General features: G+C 39.6%; 19 protein-coding genes and 1 pseudogene. 13 read left to right on the top strand and 7 right to left on the bottom strand.

Annotated features, from left to right (window positions below; all coding sequences use genetic code 11):
• Nucleotides 1-106 precede the first annotated feature (106 nt).
• The 6 genes from H5115_RS12545 to H5115_RS12570 all read left to right on the top strand — a co-directional run bounded on the left by H5115_RS12545 (nucleotide 107) and on the right by H5115_RS12570 (nucleotide 7097).
• Nucleotides 107-517, top strand: a complete 411-nt coding sequence (locus H5115_RS12545) for a hypothetical protein (RefSeq protein ID WP_024600637.1) — start codon at nucleotides 107-109, stop codon at nucleotides 515-517.
• 556 nt (nucleotides 518-1073) lie between these two features.
• Nucleotides 1074-4163 carry a PilC/PilY family type IV pilus protein gene (locus H5115_RS12550; protein WP_182755565.1) on the top strand — a complete coding sequence of 1030 codons (3090 nt, stop codon included), beginning with the start codon at nucleotides 1074-1076 and terminating at the stop codon, nucleotides 4161-4163.
• 250 nt (nucleotides 4164-4413) lie between these two features.
• Nucleotides 4414-4752, top strand: coding sequence for a methanolan biosynthesis protein EpsI (locus H5115_RS12555; protein ID WP_182673484.1), 339 nt, complete (start codon nucleotides 4414-4416; stop codon nucleotides 4750-4752).
• Nucleotides 4745-6085 (top strand): SPFH domain-containing protein, encoded by a 1341-nt coding sequence (locus H5115_RS12560; protein WP_182755567.1) that lies wholly within the window; start codon nucleotides 4745-4747, stop codon nucleotides 6083-6085. Before H5115_RS12555 ends, H5115_RS12560 begins: the two co-directional genes overlap by 8 nt.
• A 152-nt stretch (nucleotides 6086-6237) precedes the next feature.
• Entirely contained in the window at nucleotides 6238-6504 is a 267-nt protein-coding gene (locus H5115_RS12565; RefSeq protein ID WP_007375491.1) for a YrhK family protein, read from the top strand.
• A gap of 77 nt (nucleotides 6505-6581) precedes the next feature.
• Complete coding sequence (locus tag H5115_RS12570; protein ID WP_182681109.1) at nucleotides 6582-7097, top strand: M23 family metallopeptidase; 516 nt, start codon at nucleotides 6582-6584, stop codon at nucleotides 7095-7097.
• A 74-nt stretch (nucleotides 7098-7171) separates the two neighbouring features.
• Here the strand turns inward: H5115_RS12570 and H5115_RS12575 are convergent, their stop codons facing one another.
• Nucleotides 7172-8341, bottom strand: coding sequence for an MFS transporter (locus H5115_RS12575; protein ID WP_182755569.1), 1170 nt, complete (start codon nucleotides 8339-8341; stop codon nucleotides 7172-7174).
• Nucleotides 8342-8584: 243 nt separating this feature from the next.
• On the opposite strand from H5115_RS12575, the pseudogene H5115_RS20235 reads away from it, so the two are divergent.
• Nucleotides 8585-8718, top strand: a pseudogene (locus H5115_RS20235) (LysR family transcriptional regulator); the annotation flags it as partial.
• 19 nt (nucleotides 8719-8737) lie between these two features.
• Here the strand turns inward: H5115_RS20235 and H5115_RS12580 are convergent.
• From H5115_RS12580 to H5115_RS12590, 3 genes are all read right to left on the bottom strand, one after another.
• On the bottom strand, nucleotides 8738-9739 hold the full coding sequence (locus H5115_RS12580; RefSeq protein WP_010553502.1) for a LacI family DNA-binding transcriptional regulator: 1002 nt from the start codon (nucleotides 9737-9739) through the stop codon (nucleotides 8738-8740).
• Between the two features lie 75 nt (nucleotides 9740-9814).
• On the bottom strand, nucleotides 9815-11341 hold the full coding sequence (locus H5115_RS12585) for an MFS transporter (protein ID WP_182673479.1): 1527 nt from the start codon (nucleotides 11339-11341) through the stop codon (nucleotides 9815-9817).
• A gap of 32 nt (nucleotides 11342-11373) precedes the next feature.
• Nucleotides 11374-12702, bottom strand: a complete 1329-nt coding sequence (locus tag H5115_RS12590) for a GH1 family beta-glucosidase (protein WP_182755571.1) — start codon at nucleotides 12700-12702, stop codon at nucleotides 11374-11376.
• A 239-nt stretch (nucleotides 12703-12941) separates the two neighbouring features.
• Between H5115_RS12590 and H5115_RS12595 the strand changes: the two genes are divergently transcribed.
• Nucleotides 12942-15518: an exo 1,3/1,4-beta-D-glucan glucohydrolase gene (locus tag H5115_RS12595; protein WP_182755573.1), complete on the top strand. Its 2577-nt coding sequence runs from the start codon at nucleotides 12942-12944 to the stop codon at nucleotides 15516-15518.
• Nucleotides 15519-15836: 318 nt separating this feature from the next.
• Here H5115_RS12595 and H5115_RS12600 read toward each other — a convergent pair whose 3' ends face one another.
• The 3 genes from H5115_RS12600 to H5115_RS12610 all read right to left on the bottom strand — a co-directional run bounded on the left by H5115_RS12600 (nucleotide 15837) and on the right by H5115_RS12610 (nucleotide 21936).
• The gene (locus H5115_RS12600; protein ID WP_182755575.1) at nucleotides 15837-17324 is read right to left on the bottom strand and encodes a tryptophan halogenase family protein; all 1488 of its coding nucleotides are present in this window, start codon (nucleotides 17322-17324) and stop codon (nucleotides 15837-15839) included.
• On the bottom strand, nucleotides 17317-18867 hold the full coding sequence (locus tag H5115_RS12605) for a tryptophan halogenase family protein (protein WP_182755577.1): 1551 nt from the start codon (nucleotides 18865-18867) through the stop codon (nucleotides 17317-17319). Before H5115_RS12605 ends, H5115_RS12600 begins: the two co-directional genes overlap by 8 nt.
• A 102-nt stretch (nucleotides 18868-18969) precedes the next feature.
• A complete protein-coding gene (locus H5115_RS12610) occupies nucleotides 18970-21936 on the bottom strand; it encodes a TonB-dependent receptor (protein ID WP_182197215.1) in 2967 nt (988 codons plus the stop codon).
• A 457-nt stretch (nucleotides 21937-22393) separates the two neighbouring features.
• Here H5115_RS12610 and H5115_RS12615 point away from each other — a divergent pair, with 457 nt between their 5' ends.
• The 5 genes from H5115_RS12615 to H5115_RS12635 all read left to right on the top strand — a co-directional run bounded on the left by H5115_RS12615 (nucleotide 22394) and on the right by H5115_RS12635 (nucleotide 25029).
• Entirely contained in the window at nucleotides 22394-22549 is a 156-nt protein-coding gene (locus H5115_RS12615; protein ID WP_259396394.1) for a hypothetical protein, read from the top strand.
• 75 nt (nucleotides 22550-22624) lie between these two features.
• The gene (locus H5115_RS12620) at nucleotides 22625-23284 is read left to right on the top strand and encodes a hypothetical protein (protein ID WP_259396395.1); all 660 of its coding nucleotides are present in this window, start codon (nucleotides 22625-22627) and stop codon (nucleotides 23282-23284) included.
• Between the two features lie 3 nt (nucleotides 23285-23287).
• A complete protein-coding gene (locus H5115_RS12625) occupies nucleotides 23288-23962 on the top strand; it encodes a Crp/Fnr family transcriptional regulator (RefSeq protein WP_182755580.1) in 675 nt (224 codons plus the stop codon).
• 71 nt (nucleotides 23963-24033) lie between these two features.
• Nucleotides 24034-24441, top strand: a complete 408-nt coding sequence (locus tag H5115_RS12630) for a hypothetical protein (RefSeq protein WP_182755582.1) — start codon at nucleotides 24034-24036, stop codon at nucleotides 24439-24441.
• Between the two features lie 84 nt (nucleotides 24442-24525).
• Nucleotides 24526-25029, top strand: coding sequence for a DUF962 domain-containing protein (locus tag H5115_RS12635; RefSeq protein WP_182755584.1), 504 nt, complete (start codon nucleotides 24526-24528; stop codon nucleotides 25027-25029).
• Nucleotides 25030-25049 lie beyond the last annotated feature (20 nt).

Here is a 25049-nt window from a genome sequence, read left to right on the forward strand (position 1 = left end):
TTTATTCACTTATTAGGTTTGTTTTTATCGTTTGTGGTAATTGAGCTAACACTCTAAAGTTTAGTTGTCGGCAACAAGTACGACTTAATTAATTAGGAATATAATCATGAAATTTACGCTTTTAAAAACCATCGCTCTTGGCTCATTATTAACTTGCTCAGCTGCTGCAATGGCTAAACAAGGTGATTATAAACTAATGGTTATTGAAGACTCTGTAACTGCAGCGCCTGCATTTGAAAAATCATTTAATAGCTGTGCTTTAAATGTTGAATCAAGAAACTACGAAGAAGCAGAAGCTATTTGTACACAAGCAATTGCATTGCTTAAGCAAAGCCATGGTCCGCGTTTAAAAGTACGTGAACTTACATCGTTTGCATTAAGTAACCGTGGTGTAGCACGTATTAAGGCTCAAAAAGACACTGCTGGTATTTCTGATTTATATGAAGCAGTTCAAATTTCTAAAAACTCACTTGTAACACATAACTTAACTCGCGCTAAAAAAGAGTTATCTTTATAAGAATGCTTGTATAAAGCGCCTATAATTTAGCGAGAGTGTAAAAGCCCATATTAGGTAGCACCTAATATGGGCTTTTTTGTATGTTTGAATAACCGTAGTTACCTATAAACACACTTCTTTTAATAAAACAGTTTTACTGAATAATAGTGTTTTTAAAGGTGATTTTTAGAGCCTTACGTTATTAATTTATATTGGTAAGTACTTGTTACCTAAAACATAGATCTATAAATATAGAAATATAGGTAAAAATATAGTTTTTTAGCATGATTTAACTGTGCAGTAAAACGGGATTGTTTTATTTAAGTTGTTGTTTTTAATTGATAATAAAACCTAATGTCTTTGACTTTAGTCTGTTTTTATTTGAAAATCGAAGTAATATATATTTTATAGCATTGACGCCACGTGGGTGCTAATCACTGTTTTGTGATGAATAGCTAGATATGACTTTTGTTTTAATTTTTAGTCCCACCTCAATATTACTAAAAATTAAACAGGGAATAGAGTAGTTATTAACTTGCGCAATAAAAATAAAAAGCGCAAATAAAGGGATTTAAAAATGCAATTTAAACTAAAAAAAATAGCTGCCTTGTTATTCGGGGTAGGTATTAGCGTTTCTGTATTTGCCGAAGATATAGAACTATACGTAAACCATAATGTTGAAACCGACGAAAACCCTCGTGTACTTATTATTTTTGATACTTCAGGAAGTATGAAGACTAAGTTGCCTAATGGTGGACCTAGAAAAATCGATGCTGGTATAAGCGCAATGAGTCAGTTAGTTACCGATAATAGCTCTATCGATTTTGGTTTGATGCGTTTTAAAAATGATAATGGCGGCTATATTATGGCTGGCCTTGGATCTCCCCATTCTACAATTCTAAGCCAAATTTACAATTTACCAGCAGCTGGTAGTACCCCAGTTACAGAAACCCTATGGGAAGCCTACTTGTATTTAACAGGTCAGAAAGTGTACTACGGGCAAAACTCAAATGAGCGCGATTTTTCTGCTGAAACTGGTTCTCTATACTACGACAATAACTCTCGATACATATCACCATTTACCCAAGCAGTTGGTGCCGACGTACGTTGTGATAACTCAATCAATTTAATTTTGATGACTGACGGTGATCCTCAAAATGATACTAACCGAAACAATGATATCAAATCATTATACAAATCTACTTTTGGCTCAAACCCTACTAAAACAAGTAGTAGTTATTTAGCCGCTTTAGCTCAGATAATACATGGTACAAGAGATGTAGAGGTGGATTTGTACGACACTACGCCAGAGGTTGCCGATACCGGACGCGTTTTTACTATCGGTTTTGGTAGTGGCATGAGTACAAATGGTAAAAAGTTATTAGAAAAAACCGCTTTATTGGGCGGCGGCGAGTACTTACATGCAGATACATCCACTGAACTTTCTGAAGCGCTTAATAATACAATATCGAAAATACGCGAAGTTAACGATAGTTTTTCATCCCCTACGGTAGCTAGTAATAATGTTGACCAAACACGTAGCCGAGAGTCAATTTACTTTGCGATGTTTTACCCAGAAACTGGCGCACGTTGGAGCGGGAATTTAAAAAAGCTTAAAGTGTCTGGTGCAAATATAGTCGATTCAACTGATAAAATAGCCCTTGATGAAAATGGGTTAATTGATGAGAAAGCGCGAACATTTTGGTTGCCAACTAATAAGCCTGCAGATGGGAATTTAGTAGCTCAGGGTGGCGTAAATTTACTTTTATCAACTTTAGACCCCGATAGCCGTAAAATTTATATAGATAAAACGGGCAGTATTATTGATTTTACTTTTGATAAAGTACAAACCATTTTAAATTTAGCGACAAGTACAGTTACCGATCTTGCTCCTGATTTGATTCCTAATATTGGGTTAACTTTACAGGAAAGTGATATTAGCTGGGCACGAGGAATTGATGTTGATAATGAAGACGGTGATAACTCATCAGTAGATCAACGAATCAATATTTTTGGCGACCCTTTGCATTCAAAGCCGGTATCTATAGATTACGGCGATGGAAGTATTCATATACTCGTTGGTACTAATGCCGGCTTTTTACATATGTTCGAAGACAAAGGCGATACTGTTGAAGAAAAGTGGGCTTTTACACCTGCTGCCTTATTAAAAAATATTCCTGCTTTGCGTAGTAATCTTGCAAATACAAAAGTGTATGGCATGGATGGGCCTATAAGTGTGTTCTTTAATAATAAAGGCTCAAATAGCGAAGGGTTAAATGATGGTGTTATTAGAGCAAGTGATAATGATGAAGTGTGGGCATTTGCAGGCATGCGCAGAGGCGGTAAAAATTACTACGCGCTTGATATAAGTGACCCCAACGAACCTAAAAAGCTATGGAATAAGCCTATTGTTGGTGGCTCAGAAGAATTTAAATATTTAGCGCAAACATGGTCTAAACCTCAAATTGCATACATTAAAGCTTTTGGTGAGGATCCATTGCTAATATTTGGCGCAGGCTACGATACAAACAAAGATAATGCGATTAGAACAACAGATGAAACCGGGCTGGGTATTTACATTGTTAATGCTAAAACTGGCGAAAAGGTATGGGCGCTGACTCCAGATGAACATGGTTTTACCGGTGAGCACAGTATTGCAGCGGATGTAACTACGCTTGACTCAGATTACGACGGGTATATTGACCGAATTTATGCAACCGATACTGGCGGTAATATTTGGCGAGTAGATATTCCTAGTGACGATGAAGATGATATTACTCATTTTAAACTTGCGGAGCTTGGCAGTACATTAGCATCGCAAGACAGACGTTTTTTTTATAAACCGTTAGTTGCGAGAACGCTTTTTAGTAAAGTCACTAAAACCAATTATGGTGGTGAAATGATCACGACGCGTTTAGATACCCCGTACGACGCAATAGTAATAGGTAGCGGAAATCGTTCAAACCCACTAGCTACTAATGAGCAAGATCAGTTGTATATGATCCGTGATGAAAATACCGTAACAAAAATATTTACTGAATTTCCAGCCCCAATAGTGCCAGATGATTTAATGAAAATGAATGAAGACCCATTCGGTAATGCACTTGATGACGTAAATAAATTTGTTGATCTTGAAGTTGATTTAGCGGAATTTAAAGGGTGGCGATATGAATTAGGGACAGGCGAAAAATCCCTTGCTGCAGCAACCGTCGTTGGTGGGGTTGCTTACTTTACTTCCTTTACGCCTGCATCTTCATCATCAACACAAAACCAATGTTCGTTAACGGGGGGCGGTGGTTCGCTTTATGCTTTTCATTTGCATTATGGAACAAAGGTTTATGACGATGTGAAATTTGCAACAAGTAATGATGTACCAGATACACCGCAGCTATTTTTTGGGGAAGGCCCGTCGTGTGCAGATAATGATGCAGATGGTAAGTGCGATTGGGATGACGAAACGGATGTAACGCAAGTTAGTCAGTTTTATTTAATAGGCCCTGGCATTGAGGGTTCTGATAAGCCAATAAAAGCGATTGAAATACTTGGACCAAATTTAAATATTGAAGATGGAAAAGTTAAGCTAGTAAATGGCGCTGAACCAATTGGTTTTGGCTTCAAAACTCAACAAATGTATATTTATAAACGCGAAGAAAACGATAGTAATTAATATTTAAAACTAAGCTCAAAAATAAGCTTAAAAATAAGTAGTTATAAAACGGCTGCCCTAATCAGGTGGCTTTTTTATTAATATAAACCTACTTTTCGATGCTCAGTATAATTTCAGCTTTAAATTTATTCGTGATTATTTAATCTGTTTTTTGCTTGGGTTTAATGTAAAATCATCGGCTTAACAAATTTGTATCAATTTTTACAAGTGTTATTACTGATAAATATTCTAACCAATTTAAGTAGATCTTATGATTATTTATATTATTGGGCTAAGTTTACTTGTTATTATTTTATGCGTTGCACTTTATGTAATTTACAGCAACGTACATAAAAGTCGGGTAAGAAAATCCAAGGAATACAACGTACTGTTTGATAAAGACACGATAGTTGATGAACTAATCACTCAACTAACAGAAAAAAATCAAACACAAGAAAACCAAGATAAAACAGCTAAAGGTAAAGAAGAAATCCTTGCAACATTTGTTGAGTTACATCGCTCTGGTAGCTTTTGCGCACATTTGAGTGAACAGGAAATTATTTACTTTGTTAAAAAGAAATTAAACATGGAGAGTAATATAAATGGATAGCGAAAAAGCAGTCCCAGCAGTAAAAAGTGACTCATTTATGAGTCGATTTGGTCGTCGTAATGTAATTATAGTGTCATCAATTGTTGTTGTATTGGCAGTAATAGCAACCCTTACATCGCAAGTTGTTTCGTGGAATGAAGCAGATGAGCGTTTAGTACATCAATCAGCTTTTACAGGTAACTTAACCGTAATAAATCAAGCCGGCCCTTACTTAAAAGCATTTGGTAGTACATCCGCTTATAAAAAAGTAATTTCGATTAACTTTACGGGCGATGCCGGTGCAACAGCAAGCGCAATTGTACCGCTAATACCAATTCGATTTTTAGATACCACAACAGGTGGCGCACGAGGTGTCTCTCGTTTTAGATTACCAGGCAATGTACCAGCAGCAGAGTCGGGTGCTCTACGTGGTTTACTTAAAATACACGAAGAGTTTGGTTCACAAGAAACATTAATATCTAATTTATTAATGCGTGCAACCACCGAAAATGTAAAAGCGTCGGCGCGAATGATGTCGGTAGAGCAACATTACTCTGGTGGTAATGGTCAATTAAGCCAAGATTTTGCTGATCAATTAACCAACGGTATTTTTGTTACTGAACAAATTATTAGTACGGGTGAGCGCGATAAATCTGACGATTTAGGTAATTTAAGTAAACAGCAACGTGTCACTATTAATATTAAAATGGACGATGAAGGTAATTCGCTACGCAACGCTCCTATTTTAGGCGCATATGGTATTACAGTCGTTGATGCCAGCATTATTGATATTGATTATGAGAGCAAAGTAAATGCTCGCCTTGAAGCCCAAAAGCAAGCAGCTGCTGATGAAGCACTAGCGCGTCAAAACCTTAAAAAAGCTGAGCAACAAGCACGTACCGAAGTGGCTTTAGGTGAACAAGCAATTGCTAAGCAACGTGCTGAATCTGAAAAGCTAAAAATTAAAGAGCAAATTGATGCTGAACGAATTAAGGCCAATGCCATTATTTCTGCACAGCAACGAGTGGCTGTAAAAGCGGAGCTTGCAAAAGAGCAAGAAGAGATTTTAAAGCAACAACGTTTAGAAGCATTAGGTATGGATGTTTTAGCTGAGGCTCGTTTAAGAGCTAAGTCTGCTGCACTTGATCCAAAGTATGTATTTGATGAAACCCTAAAAGCAGAAGTTAAAATTCAAACTGCTTTATTTACAAGCTTAGGTAATAGCCGTTTAGTGCCTGAGATTGTAATAGGCGCAGGCCAAGGCGAGCAAAGTAATGGCTCTGAGTTTATGCGCTTATTAGCCGCCGATGCAGCATTGAGTCTTAAAAAGCGTTTAGAAAAAGAGAAAAAATAAACGATTAGTTAAGTATTGTACGAACAATAAAAACGTTGGCTGACTTACATCGGCCAGCGTTTTTTATTGCGTAAATTTTGTTATTGTATGGTGCGGTTTAGCTTGTAAAAACAAGCTTTTTAAATTATGAAATAAAAGAGTGAGCAGTACTTATGGATTCCAGTAATCAGTTTATTTTAGATTTAGGGCAAGAGCATATTACCATTCAGCGACGATATGAAGCGCTGGGAGCGTTTAACGATTTTTTGATTGCTGTGTGGTTTTTAATTGGCAGTTTTTTCTTTTTAAATGACTCATTAATAGAGAGTGGCACATGGCTGTTTATAGCGGGCAGTGCTCAATTGCTCATAAAACCTGTTTTGAAATTGATCAGCTTAGTACATGTTAGTCGGGTGTTTCATTCAAATAAAACACCATAAATACGACTCATGATGAGTTCAGTTATTATGGCTAATAATTTACCAGTATAAGTTATTTAAATATCAAGGATAGAGCATTGAAAGTACTTAAGTGGATTGCAATTGGAATAGCTATTTTATTAATAGTAGGCTTACTAATTCCCGAAAAAATAATGATTCCGGTACAAGGTGCCACAAGTAAAGATTGGAACCATAACACGTTTTGGTACGAGCCTTGGGGTAGGTCGGGTGTGCACAAAGGAATTGATATTTTTGGCACAAAAAATACCCCCGTAGTTGCCTCAACAAGCGGTATTGTTATATTTGCAGGTGAGTTAAGCCGAGGTGGTAAAGTGGTTGCGGTGCTTGGGCCTAAATGGCGCGTGCATTATTTTGCACATTTAAATGACTACTCGGTAAGTACAGGTGATGTAGTAAGCATAAACAGTCAAATTGGCTTACTGGGCGATACCGGAAATGCCGCAGGAAAACAGCCTCATGTGCATTATTCTATTTTATCGTTAGTGCCTATGCCGTGGCTTTTTACAACGCAAAACCAAGGGTGGAAGAAGATGTTTTTTTTGAGCCCACATAAAAAACTCACTGCTAAATAATAGTTTTAGCTGTTAAATCAAGATGTTTAACAGCTAGAATTAGTTAATAAGCAAGCGTGTATTTAAGCTAAAAATTAGCCTGCAACAGGTGTTTTACCCGCGCGAATATTTTTAATGCTTTTAATAAACATATAAATACAGGTAGTGATTAAACAGCCTGCTAAATAAAACACAATACCATTGGGTGCATCAGATAAATTTGCAGCAAGCATAGGGCCAAATACCGAACCAATACTGTAACTCAAAAGCATTACCTCAGTTGCTGAGACTATTTTTGCCATTGGTAATGAGTCGCACGCAAGTGTTATAGCAATCGGGTAAAGTGCAAAGCTGCATGCGCCTAGTATTAAGTAGCTTACTATTAATCCTGCTAAAGTGTTTGCTTGTAGTATACCCACAGCACCGGCTGCGCCTACTAAACAAAACATACCCATCAATAAGCTTTTTTCAAGCCGAGTAGATAAGTAACTCACAAGCGGCTGCACGACCATGCCGCCTAAAATAATAACCGCCATAAGTGTCCCTGTGTACTGAGTTTGATCAGCTTGTGCTGCAATATACACCGGCATTAAGCCGTAAATAGGGCCCAGTAATAAGCCCGATGCTAAGCATCCGAGCATAGCTGGGTGGCTTAGTGTTTTTATTTCTTTTAGTGGTAGTTTTTCAAGGTGCTGTTTTTCGGGCTGACCTTTAGTTATTAATAAAGGTGCCAAAATTGCTAAAAATAATAACGAGGCTACAAATAAATAAGGCGTTGAACCTTCGGTGCCAAGCGGCCCTATAGCAAGTTGACCTACGGCGCTGCCCCCATAAAGTGAGGTCATGTATAAACCCAAACGTTTAGCCCGCGACTTTGCTGTGTTGGTCATTAACAACCAAGACTCAACAACGACAAACACACCGGCAACAGCAACACCTGCTACAAATCGTGCAATTAACCAGTTAACGGTATTTGGCAGTGCAAGTTGTGCAAGCACGCTTGCTATTAATAAGCTTAAAAATAATATAAAGGCGAAGCGATGACCAATTTTTACCACAATGCGCTCTATTGTGGTTGCGCCAATAAGTAAGCCAAAGTAAAAAATGCTCGCAAGCCAAGGCGCTAGGTTTTCATCGAGTTTAAATGCGGGTAACGACAGCGGAATAAGGCTCATTAAAAAGCCTGATGCAATAGCAAAAAATGACAGCCCGATAACGGGTGCTAAAGGGTTATTAGAGGTGCTTGTGGCGGCTGATTCGGCCATTTGTGTTTATCGACTCTTGAAGGTAAATAACCACTGTTTTAAAGTTTGAGAGGTTACTTTAATAATAAAATTTGCGCGAATTTAGAGCCAAATTAAAAATAAGTAAAGTGATATTTTATTAAACAATATAAATAAACTTTAAAACGATCTATTTGGTAAATTATCGGATCTATTATGCTTTTTATTGTAGTTTTTTCGTGTGGATATTGTTTTATATTTGTGAGCATTTATGTCTGAATAGGGTTTTTTGAAATGCAAGCAGACAGGCACATATCGCATGCTGCACGTCACTTGTAAAGTTTACGCAGCAGCGCGTAGATCAATATTTAGATACGCAGTGGGTGCGTAACGAGTTACATAACTTAGATTTAAACTAGATTTAAATTCGGTTTAAAGTTAATTAATATCCGGTGTTGAGTCTCTTAAAATAAGCTTTGGCTGAAACACGTGCTTTACTGTTATGCCGCTTTTTTTGTAAATGTCTTTAAGCACTAAGTTAGCCGCAGCTCGGCCCATTTCGGGAACTGGGTTATCTATTGTAGTCAGTGTTGGGTAGAGATAATTGGTAAAAATTACGTTATCGAACCCAATAATGGCTAAATCTTTTGGCAGGTTAAAACCGTGTTCGCGGGCGTATTTCATAGCACCCGATGCCATTTCGTCATTGGCGCATACAAGCGCGGTTATTTGCGCTTTATTTTGAATAAAATGCCTTAAGCCGTCGCTTCCGCCGGTTTCTTTAAAGTCGCCTATGTAAAATAGCTTTTCGTCAAAGGTTAGGTTGTACTCTGCTAGGGCTTGTTTGTGACCTTTTAAACGGTTTGACGCGTCTTCTTTAAACTGCGGGCCTGCTATGTACGCAATGTTTTTATGGCCTTTGTTGATCATGGCTTTAGTGGCTAAGTAGCCGCCCATTACGTTGTCGAGGCTAATGCAGTTTTCTTCAATTTCTTTAACGTAGCGGCTCATTAAGTAAATCGGGGTTTTACCTTTACTTAACTCAATTAGGTACTCGTTTGATACAGCTTCTACGTGGGCAATAATAGCGTCGCAATTACGGCCTATTAAAAACTCAAAGCCGCTTTTTTCTTTTTTCTCGTCACTGTGCCCAGGCGTAATAATAACGTGTTTACCCGCTATACGAAGGTGCTCTTCAATGGCTGACATCATTTGACCAAAAAACGGACCATCCAACTCAGAAACTAAAATACCGACGCTGTTTGTAGTGCTAGATGCCAAAGAGCGTGCAATAGAACTTGGCTGATAGCCTAGCTCTTTCATTGCTTCTAATACCTTTTTTTTAGTTTTTTTGCTTACGTAGTCGTTGTCGTTAAGTACCCTTGAAACAGTTGATAAAGACACACCTGCCATTTCTGATACTTGATAAATTGTCGCCATTGATGTCCTAGCTTATATGTGTTTTTACTCGCGCTTTATAAAAATATAAAGCGCGAAGGGTCATTAAAAGTTAATTTACACATTACTGCGTCTAATTGCTAAGTCTTCTGTTATTTTTTGCGTCATCGCTGAGGTTAGTGGATAAATAAGCATCAATGCGGCGCCTAAAAAAGCAAATGCGGCAGGTATCCAGCTCATAAGTAACTGCATACCAGGTAAGGCTTGTGTAATTGTTAGCTCATCCATACCGTTATAGCCGTAGCCTGCAAGTACCACCAATACTAATGCACCGGCAAAACCACCACCTGTTTTTTGCACAAATGTACCCGCAGAATAAATAAGGCCTGTAGCGCGGCGTTTGTTTTTCCACTCTGAATAATCGGCTGAATCACCAAGCATACTAAAAAATAATGTTGGCATCATCGCGGCAAAAAATTCAGCAGCGCAACCAAAGGTAAATACAGCAACCAGGTTATCGCTAGGCACCCAGTAAAATGCAGTAGTGAGTATGCCACTTAGCATTAATGATGCAATAAATAGGTTTCGTTTACCCATAATTTCGGCCAGTTTACCTGTGGCAAGTGCGCCAAATATAGATACAACCAACAAAGCGATAAAGTATTGCCCAGCCATGAGTTCATTGGCTACGTGATACTTAAAGTAGTACGCAATTACACCGTATTTTATGCCATTAAACATCATGGTTAAAAAACCAATGCCGAGTAACACCAACCAAGGTTTGTTGGTCAGAAGATCAACCATGTCGCGCTGTGATCCCGTTAAGCTTTGCTTATCTTTATTGAGTAATTTTTTAATAACGAATGTCATTGCAGCCATAACAAGGGCAAAAAATACGCCGCTGTATAAATCGCGGTAATAAAAAAACAGGGTGGTAGCAAGCAAAGGTAGGATTATAAATGGCAGGCTTTTGGTTAAATCAAATAACTCTGATTTTAAATTCCCTTCATTTGAGGCATGCGGTGTTACACGCTCTTTGGTGGTCGCAAACGTTATAATCATTAAAATAATAAGTAAGCTGGCAAATAAGTACATAGTAAGCTGATAGCCTTTGGTGTTGTCGCCGCCACCAAAAAATGCCACTAGCTCAGGTAAAAAACCCATAACCAATAAGCCACCAGTAAACGCACCTGCAAACCTAAAACCAGAGAGCTTTGTGCGCTCTGTATCGTCTGGTGTCATTACGCCCATAAGTGCCGAGTAGGGCACATTACTTACGGTGTAAGCAAGCGTTAAACCTATATAAGTTACGTAGGCATAAATAAGTTTGTTGGTGGTGCTAAAGTCGGGTGTAGTAAAACACAACACCATAAACAAGCCCAAAAATGGTGCCGAGTAGAGTATCCATGGGCGAAATTTACCAAAGCGCGACTGCGTTCTATCGGCAATCATACCCATAATAATATCGGTTACGCCATCAGACAGCCTTACCACCAAAAACAACATGGCAGCAGCGGCTGCAGATATGCCAAATGTATCGGTGTAAAACACCGCTAAATAAGCAAGCGCGCCGCGCCATACTAAGTTAGCGCCGGCATCGCCCATGGCGTAACCGACTTTTTCGTATAAAGGGAGTTTGTTCACAGTGTGTGTTCTTATTGTTATAAGTCGATAAATTATCGGCTAGTTATTAGGTTACTGTACGCTTTACCGCTGGCTTTAACAGTTCGTTTTTGTGTATTGTAGTCTACGTGTACTATTCCAAAACGTTTTAAATATCCTTCAGCCCATTCAAAGTTATCCATTAGGCTCCACGCAAAGTAACCATCTACTTTTACGCCTTGCTCGGTTGCGTTATGCAGGGCATTTAAATGCTCGTGGTAATATTCAATACGGTCGTTATCTTTTACTTCACCGTCTTTAAATTCGTCAGCCATGGCTGCACCGTTTTCGGTAATATAAATAGGTGGTAGGGTGTATTTTTCGTTTAACGATACAAGTAATTCTGTAAGCGCTTTAGGGTAAATTTCCCAGCCAATATCGGTCATTGGCGCTTTATGTGGCAGCTCATAGTAAAAGTCGGAATCGCTTGCTTGATAATGCATGCGGGTATAAAAGTTAACCCCTAGGTAATCTAGCGGTTGAGCAATTATTTCCATGTCGCCATCTAAAATATCAGGGTGGTGGGCTTTAGGTAATTGCTTAATAATATCAGGGTATTTACCTTGCATTACAGGCTGCATGTACCATTGGTTTATATAGTCATCAGCAAATGCAGTGGCTTTTAAATCGTCTTCACTTTGGGTAACTGAGTAACAAGGCGTAAAGTTAAGTACAATACCGTTTAGTGTATTTGGGCTATTTTTAGCAAGTACTTGCATAGCCAAACCGTGACCCAGTAATAAGTGGTGCGCGGCTTTACGACCAAATTCGCGACCTAATATGCCAGGCGCATGTACGCCTATTTCGTAACCTAAGTAAGAGCTGCAAAACGGCTCGTTTAAGGTGGCGTAAGAGTGCACACGTTCCCCAAAAGCTTTGGTAATTAAATCTGTGTAATGTGCAAATTCGTAAGCGGTGTTACGGTTTAGCCAACCGCCTTCATCTTCAATATGTTGTGGTAAATCCCAGTGATACAGCGTTACAAAAGCTTTAATGTTACGGCGTTTTAATTCATCTAAAATGTCGGTATAAAACTTAACGCCTGTCGGGTTTAAGTGACCGCTTTTAGTCATTACACGCGGCCACGAAATAGAAAGTCTGTAAGCGTCTACACCTAATGATTCAATTAAGTTTATATCGTCTTTCCAGCGAGTGTAGTGCTCGCAAGCTACATCGCCATTTGAATTGTCGACTATTTTGCCTTCTTTACTGCAAAAGGTATCCCAAATACATGGCAAGCGATCAGCTGCGCCGCCTTCAATTTGAAATGAGGCCGTAGCTACACCATAAGTAAAATTTTTGGCTAAAAGTGGTGAGCCACTAGGTAAAGATAATTGTGTCATTAAGAGAAAACCTCTGCTTCTTTTTTGGTAAAGTTTGCTTTGTATAGAGCGTATATTAAATTCATTATTGGAAGCGCTTCCATATTTAATTTGATTAATCACTAAGTATGGTATTTAATAACTTTAAGGAAGCGCTTCCATATTTAGGTTAGTGGCTATTGTTAAACAGGTCAATAGTTAAATTTAAATAACAAATGGGCGCTCACAAAATCACACTGACACAACACAGGGCTATAAAAATGAAAAAAAGCTTAAACACTAACAGGTTACACATGCTTCCTATTTTAATAGGAGGATTGTGCGTTTTAAGTGGGTGTAATAAACAAGAGATTAACGCAAATAATAGCCAAGGCGCCGTAGCCAAAAAGGCTGAACATGAGCAAGGTAATTTATCACTTTGGCCAACCCTTAAAAGTAAGGTAGTTAAAACGCCCGAAATTGAAAATACAATTGCACAGTATTTAAAAACAATGACGCTTGAGCAAAAAGTAGCGCAAATGATCCAACCTGAAATTCGCGATATTAGTGTTGAAGATATGCGCAAATACGGTTTTGGTTCGTATTTAAATGGCGGTGGCTCGTTCCCGAATGCTAATAAGCATGCAACGCCTGCAGATTGGATAACACTTGCTGAGAGCATGTACCAAGCCTCGGTTGATGACTCAATTGATGGAAGTAAAATTCCAACCATGTGGGGCACTGATGCAGTACATGGCCATAATAATGTGATTGGGGCGACGTTATTTCCGCACAATATTGGTTTAGGTGCTGCTAATAACCCCGCATTAATTGAGCGCATTGCAGCAGCTACTGCAATAGAGGTAATGGCAACAGGCATAGATTGGGTGTTTGCACCGACTGTTGCGGTGGTGCGCGACGACCGATGGGGCAGAACGTACGAAGGCTACTCAGAAGACCCTGCAATTGTACGTGAGTATTCAGCCGCAATTGTAAACGGATTGCAAGGCAGAGCCGATGAAGACTTTTTAAGTGACAAACGCGTAATTAGTACCGTTAAGCACTTTTTAGGCGATGGCGGCACAGTAGATGGTGACGATCAAGGCGATAACATTGATAGCGAAGAGGTGTTATATAACATTCATGCGCAAGGTTATATAGGTGGCTTAACCGCAGGTAGTCAGTCGGTTATGGCATCGTTTAATAGCTGGAATGGTAAAAAAAATCACGGTAACAAATACTTACTTACCGATGTATTAAAAACAAAAATGGGTTTTGATGGCTTTGTTGTAGGAGATTGGAACGGACACGGACAAGTTGCAGGCTGTACAAATGAAAGTTGCCCACAGGCTGTTAATGCGGGGCTTGATATTTTTATGGCGCCAACGGGTGCTTGGAAGCCACTTTATGAAAATACAATTAAACAAGTAAAAGCGGGCACAATAACAATGGCGCGAATAGATGACGCCGTAGCACGTATTTTACGCGTTAAATTACGTGCAGGTTTATTTGATAAACCAAGTCCCACAAATCGAAAATATTCAGGTAAATTAAAACTAATAGGTGCGCCAGCACATCGCGATATTGCCCGCCAAGCGGTACAAGAGTCGTTAGTACTGCTTAAAAACAACAACCATTTATTACCGCTTAACCCATCAAGCAACATACTCATAGCAGGCGATGCGGCCGATAACATAGGCAAGCAATCGGGTGGTTGGAGTATTACGTGGCAGGGAACTAATAATCAAAATGCAGATTTCCCTGGGGCAACCTCTATTTATGCGGGGCTAAAAACGCAAATAGAGGCTGCTGGCGGTAACGCTATTTTAAGCCCAACGGGTGAATTTAATACCAAACCCGATGTAGCCATTGTTGTATTTGGTGAAGAACCATACGCAGAGGGACATGGCGATAAAGACAACCTTGAGTTTGAACGTAACAATAAGCGCTCTCTTAAAATATTAAAAACATTAAAGCAGCAAAATATACCGGTTGTTTCTGTGTTTATATCGGGCAGACCAATGTGGGTTAACAGCGAGCTTAACGCGTCAGATGCATTTGTAGCAGCATGGCTTCCTGGCACTGAAGGGCAAGGCATTGCTGATGTTTTATTAGCGGATGAAAATGGGAAGGTACAGTATGACTTTAAAGGTAAATTGTCGTTCTCGTGGCCTAAATCGCCACTACAAACCGCAGTAAATAAGGGCGATGCTAATTACTCACCATTATTACCCTATGGCTTTGGCTTAACGTATAAAGATGAAAGTACGCTTGCCAATAATCTAAATGAAGACTCAGGTGTTGATATTAGTAACCTTGCGCCGCTATCTATATTTAATGGCAGCTTTAAAACACCGTGGCGTTTGTTTTTAAATTCAAACAGCGAGCAGCACCAAGTAGCAAGTAATAGTGTAAAGCTTGGCGGTATTACTTATCGCACTGAAGACAAAGCGATTCAAGAAGATGCGATGCAATTTAATTTTGATGGCACAGCAGCCAGCTATATCGAAATTAATAGTAACTTTACCGAAGACAAAGTCGCCTACATTGAAGCAAATTCAGCCCTTAGCTTTAGCTATAAAGTAAACCAAATACCTAGCTCACAGACATACCTTGCAATGAAGTGCGAACAAGGCTGTGGCGGCGAGCTTGATATTACCCGTGATCTTGAAAATGCTGATTTAAATACATGGCAGACTATGAGTATAGATTTAACGTGTTTTGCTAAAAAGGGCGTTGATTTTGCCAGAGTAACCAGCCCTTTTATTATTAAAACGGCAGGCGAGCTTAACGTTTCAGTTGCAGATATTAGCTTTGAACCACAAGGGGCTGAAAGCGCCGTGGTTAAGTGTGAATAATAAAACGTAAAAGTTGTTGTGTGTACCCAAAGCCCTGAGGGCGTGTTGATCTTTGTGGATTGAAATTTGTTCAATCTAGGGGTAATTTAATCGCGGCGCGAGGTTTGTAACCTAGTGGGCTAAGTAAAAATCGAGCAACAAAGAGTAAATTGCCCCTAGGCAGAACCCTACGGGCAGCGCATGTTTGGCATTTATGCTACGTTATCGCCTATTTATGGGGAATAACCACACTACATAGGCTCTGCCTTGCCTAAAAACCAAACATACTGCTGCAAATTCAACCACCAAAGAACAACACGCCCTAATAAGGGCTTTTTTTTATGCTGGGCAATACTGCTCTAAAAACTCATGGTGGGGTGGTAATTGGCTGACGCGTTGCTCTATTTGTTGTTTAATACCGTGTAAAAAACGGGTGAGTTCTTCATCACTCATCATGCTGGCTATTAAGTGATGTTGATTAGGCTCAATACCTTGACCAAGCATAACTTGCACCCACGAGTCGACTCTAAAAATGTCGCCATCATCTAAAAATACACGGCCGGTTTGTTTAAACAAATCAATTTTATGCTGAAGTGTTTTTGGCACTTCCATGGCGCTACAGTGTTGCCAAAACTCACTGTCATCGCGATTAGTTACTTTGTAGTGCAGCACAATAAAGTCGCGAATATTTTCGATTTCGCTTTTAAGTTGTTTGTTGTATTCGTCAATGGCGTGATTGGTAATGCCATTAAACGGAAATAAACGCATAAAGCGAATAATACCCGACATAATTAAGTGAATGCTGGTGGACTCAAGTGGCTCTACAAAACCGCTAGCAAGGCCAAGCGCTAGGCAGTTTTTATTCCAGCCTTTTAAGCGGCGCCCTGTTTTAAATTTAATAATACGTGGCTCTGTAAGCGCCTCGCCCTCAATGTTACTTAATAAGAGCGCTTTGGCTTGCTCGTCATCCATATATTGGCTGCAATAAACTAATCCGTTGCCTACACGGTTTTGCAGCGGTATACGCCATTGCCAGCCGCTTTTGCGGGCAATAGATCGGGTAAGTGGTAATACGGTCTCGCTGGTTGATTTTGTTTGCACCGCAATGGCGCTATTACACGGTAGTAAATGCGACCAGTCTTCGTATCCAGTATGCAATGCTTGCTCTATTAATAAGCCTCTAAAGCCAGTGCAATCAATAAAAAAGTCGCCGTTAATGTGCTCGCCATTATTTAAAATCAATGATTCTATATGGCCCGTTTTAGGGTTTTTTACTACTTTTTGTATTTTACCTTCAATGCGTTTTACACCCAGTGGCTCTGAAAATTCACGTAAAAACTGCGCGTAACGCGTGGCATCCATATGGTAGGCATAGTTAATAGGGTTTTGCTGATTAAACGCAAACTTATCGGCTTTAGCCGCTTGCAGCTCGTAGCAGTAATCGCCAAATGGGTTGTTTATTCCAAGTGCTTTACCTTGCAGCCAAAAGTGATGAAATTCACCCGCCCAACATTCTTTGCCCGTTGCGCCAAATGAGTGAATATAATGCGTGTTTTCATCGCCCCAGTTTTCAAAGCTAATACCTAATTTAAAGCTGGCTTGAGTGGCTTTCATAAATGCTTGCTCGTTTATACCCAGCAATTTATGAAATGTACGAATAGGCGGAATTGTTGCTTCGCCAACACCTACAGTGCCAATATCGTCAGATTCAACAAGGGTTATGTTTATATTGTTACCAACTAGTTTAGCAAGTGCCGCTGCGGCCATCCAACCTGCAGTGCCGCCTCCAGCAATTACTACGTTTTTAACAGCGTTTGTTTTAGTCATTATGTGGCTGCCCATTATTTGATAAAAGATGATTTAAAAGCGCGCGATTACTTGGCAGTCCATTTAAGCACTGCGCTATTTTTTCGCGATTTTGCTGATAATAGTAATCCCCAGCGCGTGGGTCGTTAAATGTATTTTGTGCAGAGATTGTTTGTGTATTAAAGCCCATGCCATATAAAACGTATTGGTAACTGCTTGATGAAAACACTTCTTCGTTTTCAATAAAATCAAAGCGGCTAGGGGGCTGAAATTGCCAAAGTTTAAGTAAGTTTTGCAGGCGCTCGGGCGCGGTATTTAAATTACTAATATCTTGCCAATAAGGCGTGTCGTCGCGCTCGCTTAGCACATAATGAAGTTTTAAAAATTCAATAACGCGCTGCCAACGAGTGCTAAAACGCTCATTAAAACGCGTTTCAAGCTGGCTCATGTGAGTACGGTTTTGCGGTAGTTGCTCGCTTATCATGCTAATTGAAAGCTCAACCATAGCAAGAGCTGACGCTTCAAGTGGTTCTAAAAAGCCAGCTGACATACCCACGGCAACACAGTTTTTAATCCAAAATTTTTGCCTGTAACCAGGGCTGAATTTTAATACACGATAGGTAAGTTGCTCAGCTTGTTGCTCACTGGTACTTTTAGCTATGTAGCTTTTTAGTGTATTTGTTGCGCTTTCACCGCTTTGATATTTACTACTAAATACATAACCTGTGCCACGGCGTGTTGGCAGGGCTATATCCCAAATCCAGCCGTTACTTTGCGCTGTAGATAGCGTAGCAGAGGCAATTGGTTGATTGATGTGTGCATTAGGTATTTGCGCCGCAACAGCGCTGTTATTAAATAAAATATGATCTTGCGCTATAAACTCACTATTAAAATGATCACCAATTAAACGAGCACGAGAGCCTGAGCAATCTATAAATAAATCACCTGTTATATCGCCATTATTATTTGTTTTTAATGAAGCAATATAGCCATGTTCGTCGTTAATAACCTCGGTTACATCGTCAGTAATATGCGTAACATTTAGATTTTTAACACAGTGATTTTTTAAAAATTCAGCAAATTTACCTGCATCTAAATGATAGCCATAGTTGGTGACCGCTGCATATTCGGGTGTTTGTAATTGCTTTGGTGCAAGTGCTGCTTGGCATACAAAGCTTTGCATATTAACAACGTCGGCAAATTTTTGATCAGGTGCAATACGTTGCCAGCTGGCGTGTAAATTAGTGTGCTCGTAGCCTTGTGGATTCATAAAAGGGTGGTAGTAGTTTTCTCCTTCGCTGAGGTTGCGCCAATTTATAAATTTAGAACCTTGTTTAAATGACGCGTCGCACTGGGTTATAAAATCAATTTCTTTAATGCCAATGCGCTGCAGCGTGTTACGCATTGACGGCCATGTGCCTTCGCCCACACCCAATATAGGCACGTTTGCCGACTCCACTAACGTTACATTAAGGTGCGGGTGTTCGGCGGCTAATAAGCCTGCGCTTAGCCAGCCGGCAGTACCACCACCTAAAACGACTATTTTTGTTATTGGTTTGGTCATGAGTTAACACCCTAAAGTTGATAACAATTAAACTAGCATTAATACTGTTTTAAATACAAAAAAGCCGCTAGTAAAAACTAACGGCTTTACTTTGTATTACCTTTAGAAGTTGTAACGCATACCAATATTGTAACGTGCACCTAGCTGTTGTAGGTTCCACAATTGTGCTGACGTACGGCCATGTTCGCGGCTGTTTTGTTCAGTAATGTTAAGGCCTTCAACAAAAAACGATAGTTGTTCGCTGTAGTTGTACGCAACATTAAAGTCGATTTGATAATATTCTTCAGTAAAGCCAGGCTCGTTTACGTATCGAGCTGCGCTATTTAAAAACTTATCACGCCAGTTGTAAGCAATACGTGCTTGAAAATCATCGTTTTCGTACATTGCAATAAAGTTGGCTGTATCGCTTAAACCCACTAGTGCAAATTGTGTAGTAGTAGGGTCAGCGTTTACATCAAAGTCTATGTCGCCATTAACTGTGGTGTAGTTTGCTTGCACACCAAAACCGCTTTCACCAAAAAAGTGCTGAAAGGCAATTTCAAAACCATCAATAGTGGCATTTTTATTGTTGGTAGGTACTTGCGCTGTAAATTCTAGTAATGGATCGTCGCTGTTAGCAATTACATCGTAAGCGGCTTCAAACTCTTCGTAGGTCATAGAGTCAAAATCAACGCCATTTTCTGTTGCGGCAACCATTTGAAATAAGTTTGAATCGGTTAGGGCAAGTCCGCGAGATTCTAGCTCAGCAATGGCAGCTTGAGCACGAGGACCCGCTGTTGCATCGCGTAATCCGTAGTAGTTTTGCGTCATGGGTGTTAAACCAATAAAGTTTTCGATGTCTTTAGTGTAATAACCTACCGACACATAACTTGTTTCTGCAAAGTACCACTCAGCCGATACATCAATATTATCTGATTCAAGCGGCACTAAACCAGGATTACCCGTTGACGCTGTAGCCGGTGAAGAACCGGCTAAAAGAGTAGGGGCACCTGGTACACCAACAGTCGCTGCTGAACTTAAGTTATCGTAAGTTGGGCGAGCAATTGTTGTGCTATAAGAAAAACGCGCTTTTACGTTTTCAATTACTTCTATGTCAAAGTCAAAGCTTGGTAAAAAATGATCGTAGCTAGATTTAAGCGTGAAATCTTCTTTAGCCGAGCCAAAACGAACGTTAAAGTCGTTATTACCTTCCCACGCTACTGCGTTAGGTAAATCGATATTAGCCGTTGAGGTAATGTCGGTAGACTCTTGGCGCGCGCCAATTACAATGTTGTATGGCATATCGCCAATGTAGCCGTTGTAAGTAAATTGCACAAACGCTGCGGTTATATCTTCTTCAATGGTGCGGTTAGTTGCAAATGCGCCATCGGCTGCAAAGTTAAAGCCGTATTCTTCACCTGCCCAGTAACCAATTTGCGATGCGCTGCCGGTATAACCTTGGTTGTACGAGCCCGATGTATCGTAGTCGTCAAACTCAGCTAAAAAGTTTGTTGGGTTTAGGTAGCCATCAGGTAGTTCGCCTGGGTTTTCGATACCCCAGTTACCCATAGTATTACGTGTAAGTGATTGCAGTGAATGGCTTTCCATAGAGCGAGACTCTATACCAAAGTCAATTGCGCCGTTTTCAATTTCGTATTTACCATGGATTCTAAATTCTGTGATTTCAGATTCTTGGCGAGCAAAGTTAGAATCTAAAATAGACGTACCCACATCAGAGGCATCTAACGTGTTATTACAATTTAGGTTATCTCGGCGGCAATCATCAAAATCGATACTCATTGATGGAAGTTCGCGGCTAAAATCAACTTCTTGTGCGTTAACTACGTTTGCGCCCAAGCCTGCGTTTACCCAGCTGCCGTAAGGTGCATCTGGTTTGCTAGTGGCTTTTGAATTGTGCGCATCAAACATAAAGCTCAATTCTGAGTTGAAATAGTACTCAACGTTTAAACCAATAGAGTCGTTTTGGTTAACTTGGTTTAACTCTTGAAACGCTAAACCTAAATCGCGTGTTTGCTGATCGCGACGTTCTTCTCGGTAATAAATTGGGGTTTTTACCGTGTTATCGTCAAACGTTAGCGCGCTTTTGTAGTTATCCATCCAAATTGATTGCTCAGCACGGGCTTCGAATAAATCTTGCTTAGAATATGTGTAATCAAGCGTGGCTGTTAAATCGTCAATTGGGCTGTATTGCAGCGTTAATTGCGCGTTTGTACGAGTACGTTCTCTGTCGGCAATGGTGTAGCGCAAATCTGATGGCATTGAATAAAGCTGGCCAACGGCGGGTGCATTAGTTAAAACAATATCGTCTGCAGCTTGTGGGATTGTGCCGTCAAAAGCTGATGTATTCCATTGATTTACAAACGCACCTGTTGATGAGCTATCGCGCTGTTGCATGCTTGCCGTTAACGAGGCACCAAATTTAGCTTCACTGTCGGTCCAGCTAATTAAGCCCGAAAGCTCAGGTGTTATGTCATCACCAACGCGGTTTGTTGAGTCGTGCAATGCTTTTACGCCAATGCTTGAAACAAAGCCTGGATTGTCGAGCGGGCGAGCCGTATTAATATTAATTGTTGCGCCAATACCACCTGATGCAATGCTAGCTTTACCCGTTTTATATACTTCAACCGATTTAACGCTATCAGACGCTAAGTTTGCAAAGTCAAATGCACGAGAGCTGGGTGTACCACCGCCTGCAGGCAAAGATGCCGCCGGCATTGTACGCCCGTTTAGGGTTACCATATTGTAGTCGGGGCCAAAACCACGAACCGTTACTTTAGAGCCTTCACCATTTGAGCGATCAATCGACACACCCGTAATACGCTGTAGCGACTCGGCTAAGTTGGTATCTGGGAATTTACCAATATCTTCAGCTGATATTGCATCTACAACACCGGCGGCGTCGCGTTTTAAACGAGTCGACTCTTTAATACTGCTTTTAAAACCAGTAACTTGGATTACTTCAACATCTGTATTTGCTTCTTGTGCATATACAGGCAAAGAGATTGATGCACCTAAAATCAGAGATAGGCTGGTCGCTATCTTTGTTTTTCTTACAATATGGTTGGACATTCGGTTTCCCTCGCGCTTTTATCATTATTATTAACAGCTTGTATGGGGCTGTTATTGTGTAGTTATAAACATTGTCAAATGTGTGGAAGCGCTTCCAGAAAAATCTGTTCAACTAAATTTTGTGGAAGCGCTTCCAGAAATGCTAGTTTATATTTTGAATAGGGTCAACTGTTGTTTTAATAAAATGAGACTAAATTGTTTTTAAAATGTATGTTTTTTGGATTTAATTTTATTTAAATCATAAATTACAATCGGTTATAAAAATCCGTTTGCAATAGTGCTGTAACAACATTTTATTATAAGAAAACCAATTATTGATTAATTTAGTTATTTACACATTTTTATAAGGTGTTTAAATCAGCTTTTAATACTAGCTAAAATTAATAAATCGGCCGTTGGTCACTCAACAAAAAATAGGTACATTTGCTAACTTAGCGAAAATGCCGATGTAGTGATTATGTACAACGCAATTGATGAAAACGCATCAAGCGGCGGTTCTATCTCAGTTTATGAATCGGTCATTAAAAATCAACAGTTGTTTAAAAAATCGTTAATTAAATCACTAAAAAGTAACGTAGTTTTTGCAGAAGATGGTTTAAAAATAAACTTATAAAGTATTGCGCATAAGGTGTTGCGAGTCGCTAGTTTTATCGCTATTTTAAAGGCTCTCTCATAGATGGATTTTATTATGCGCATTAAATTTTTAGCGAGCTTTTATTCTTTCTTCTTGTTTGCTCTGTTTGGTTGTGAAGATCAAAGTATGGCAATTCAAGGCAGTCCTCAGCTAAATGATAATGTAAGTAACTCACCCTCTAATCTCAAAGTAAACACGCCTCCAGCAGCTCAAACAAACGAACCCGCTTTAGTGGTCGGTATGCTAGCAACACATTGTAAAAGTAATGAAGCAGCTTACATTAACGCAAAAATGCATAAAGTTGTTCGTAACCCAGATGAAAATACAGCCTATAAGTTAGAGCCTACCGATAAAGTGCTTTCTATTTGCGTTGCAAAAGATGACTCATCGCTTAGTTATCGATTTGGTAGAGTTAATGACATAGGGCTTGAAAAAGAAGCTACACCAGATGCACCATTTGGTAGTTACTACAGGCAAGTAGGGCGTATTGGCGAGAGTATTTTATTTTTTAGTAATGGCGAATTTCATTACTATATTATTAACTCAGGCGGTATGGGCAGTGGTGTAACCGTTAATGTTTATAAAAACGATGCATTAATAACTGAGCTGTTTTCGGGTAATGATCCTTACGATGATTTTGTTATAGCAACCGATTTAAATTTCCCTAAAAAATTGGTTATCGAAAAACAGCCATTTAATAAGCAAATGCAGTAAATAATGACTCCACAGCAGCAAAACGTAATAGAGCAAGGGCATTGGTTTAAAAACCGTAGCGCTTATTTAAAAAGCTTTTTACTAATGCAGGGCAAAACGCTCTCGCTAAAGGCTCAGCAATCATTATTTTTGCGAGGTGATAAGCACGATGGAATTTATGCAGTGCTTAGCGGCGTGGTGCGTATTAGTGGCGTAAGTAACGAAGGCAAAGAAGCCGTATTGAGCTTTATTGATTCATCACTGTGGTTTGGCGAAGTTACCTTGTTTGATGGTGGCCTGCGTACTCATGACGTATATGCACAAACTGATGTTGTGCTTTTTTACGTTCCCCAACGCGAGCTTGAACAGCTATTAAACGAACAGCCACAATATTGGCAAGAGTTTGGTTTATTGTTGGCACAAAAGTTACGCCTAATGTTTACCTCAATGGAAGATCACGCATTACTAAGCGCTGAGCAAAAAGTATGCAATCGACTTTTAATGCTCAGCGAGCATACAGAGCACTTAACACCACTTGTTTTATCTCAGCAGCAACTTGCTGATATGACCTACCTAACGCGCCAAACTATTAATCAAATACTGCAACAGCTTGTTAGCTTACAAGCTATTAGTTTGGGGTATCAACGCATAACTGTTTTAGATAAACAAAAGTTACAGGCGCGTGCTACACAAGCTTAAATAGAGACTTTTTTATTTAGTTGGAACCAAAATTGCTACAGATAATGTAACGCAATAATGGATTTGAGCTAATGACTACAATAACCTTTAAAAATCAATATAGTAACTATAACTCTCCTGCAGTAAATAAAGCGGCAGGACTAAGCGAAGTTGCGGCAACTAATACCCTCCCTAACGAAAAAACAAATGATGTTAAAGGCATTACCTCAGCCCTTAAAAAACCAACGTTTTTAGAAAGTGCTCAAGAAGCGCTGGTTTATCAGCGCTTAGGTGTAAATAAAAACAAAATAGACGAACTAAAAGCGACAATAGAAGAGCTCATTAATCAACAGCAAAGTGAGGGCGCAGACCCTGACGCAATTGCTGATAAAATTGAGGAGCTTCAAAAAATGCTCGAGCAAGAGTATCAAAAAGGGCGCGAGCGGACGGATATAAAAGGTGAGCATGAGCCGGGTAAAATAATTTCTGCATTTGTTTAATTTACAAAATGTCGGATACCTGACACTGTTGTTGTGTCTACTTTTGCTAAAGTAAGTTTTATATATAAAAATAAAGGCAAAACAATGAAAACACTTCAACAGCAACTTGGTAAATATGGTTTATATCATCGTTCTAAGCGTAATGTACTAACGCACTTTTTTGGTATTCCGCTCATTGTATTTGCGGCGTTGTGTTTACTTGCGCGTATTCAAATCCCCCTTGGTAGCGTAGCAATTGATGGCGCACAACTTTTTGTATTAGCGTCGGTTGTTTATTATTTTATGCTGAGCTTTTCGCTTGGCTTTATTATGGCCGTAATATTCACTTTACTCCTTGTTGGTGCTCAGCCTATTGCGGCATTGGCGTTTTGGCCGTGGTTGAGTATTGGCGTAGGTGTGTTTGTATTTGGCTGGGTACTGCAGTTTATTGGGCACTATTACGAAGGTAAAAAGCCGGCGTTTGTAGATGATTTAATTGGCTTAATTATTGGCCCTTTGTACGTAACCGTTGAACTACTATTTTTAATGGGCTTTTACAAAACATTAGAAGATGAAGTAAACGCAATAGCAGGCCCTACAAAGGCGTAAAATATATTACTAAGTACTTT

The sequence above is a fragment of the Pseudoalteromonas sp. SR44-2 genome (assembly GCF_014163745.1).
GTDB classification, from domain to species: Bacteria; Pseudomonadota; Gammaproteobacteria; order Enterobacterales; family Alteromonadaceae; genus Pseudoalteromonas; species Pseudoalteromonas distincta.